The following is a 241-nucleotide window of genomic DNA, read 5'->3' as shown; positions in this document are numbered from 1 at the left end:
AAATTTAGCGTACGATCAGCGAAACGGAACCCCATTGCCATAGACTGAGTTGTGCGGTTTGGTGGTGAAATTAAAAGTAAATTCACGATCCTTCACTGGCTGACCGCGTTCAAAGCGCCAGCTTTTCATGGCAGTCAGCACCGGCTCGTCAAAGATCCCGGCGGGTTTCGCCTGCATAATACGCACATGGCTGACCGTGCCGTCGTGCTCGATATCATATTTCACCTTGACGATGCCATTG

General features: G+C 50.6%; 1 protein-coding gene. It reads right to left on the bottom strand.

Features of this window, described 5'->3' with window-relative positions; translation table 11 throughout:
* Positions 1-15: 15 nt before the first annotated feature.
* Positions 16-241 (bottom strand): TonB family protein (locus HMPREF0519_RS12900; RefSeq protein ID WP_003637234.1); only part of this gene is annotated, 226 nt, incomplete at its 5' end.

This window comes from Lentilactobacillus hilgardii DSM 20176 = ATCC 8290 (assembly GCF_000159315.1).
GTDB lineage: Bacteria > Bacillota > Bacilli > Lactobacillales > Lactobacillaceae > Lentilactobacillus > Lentilactobacillus hilgardii.
Note: the sequence above shows the minus strand (reverse complement) of the source record. Positions and strands in the feature narration are given on the sequence as shown.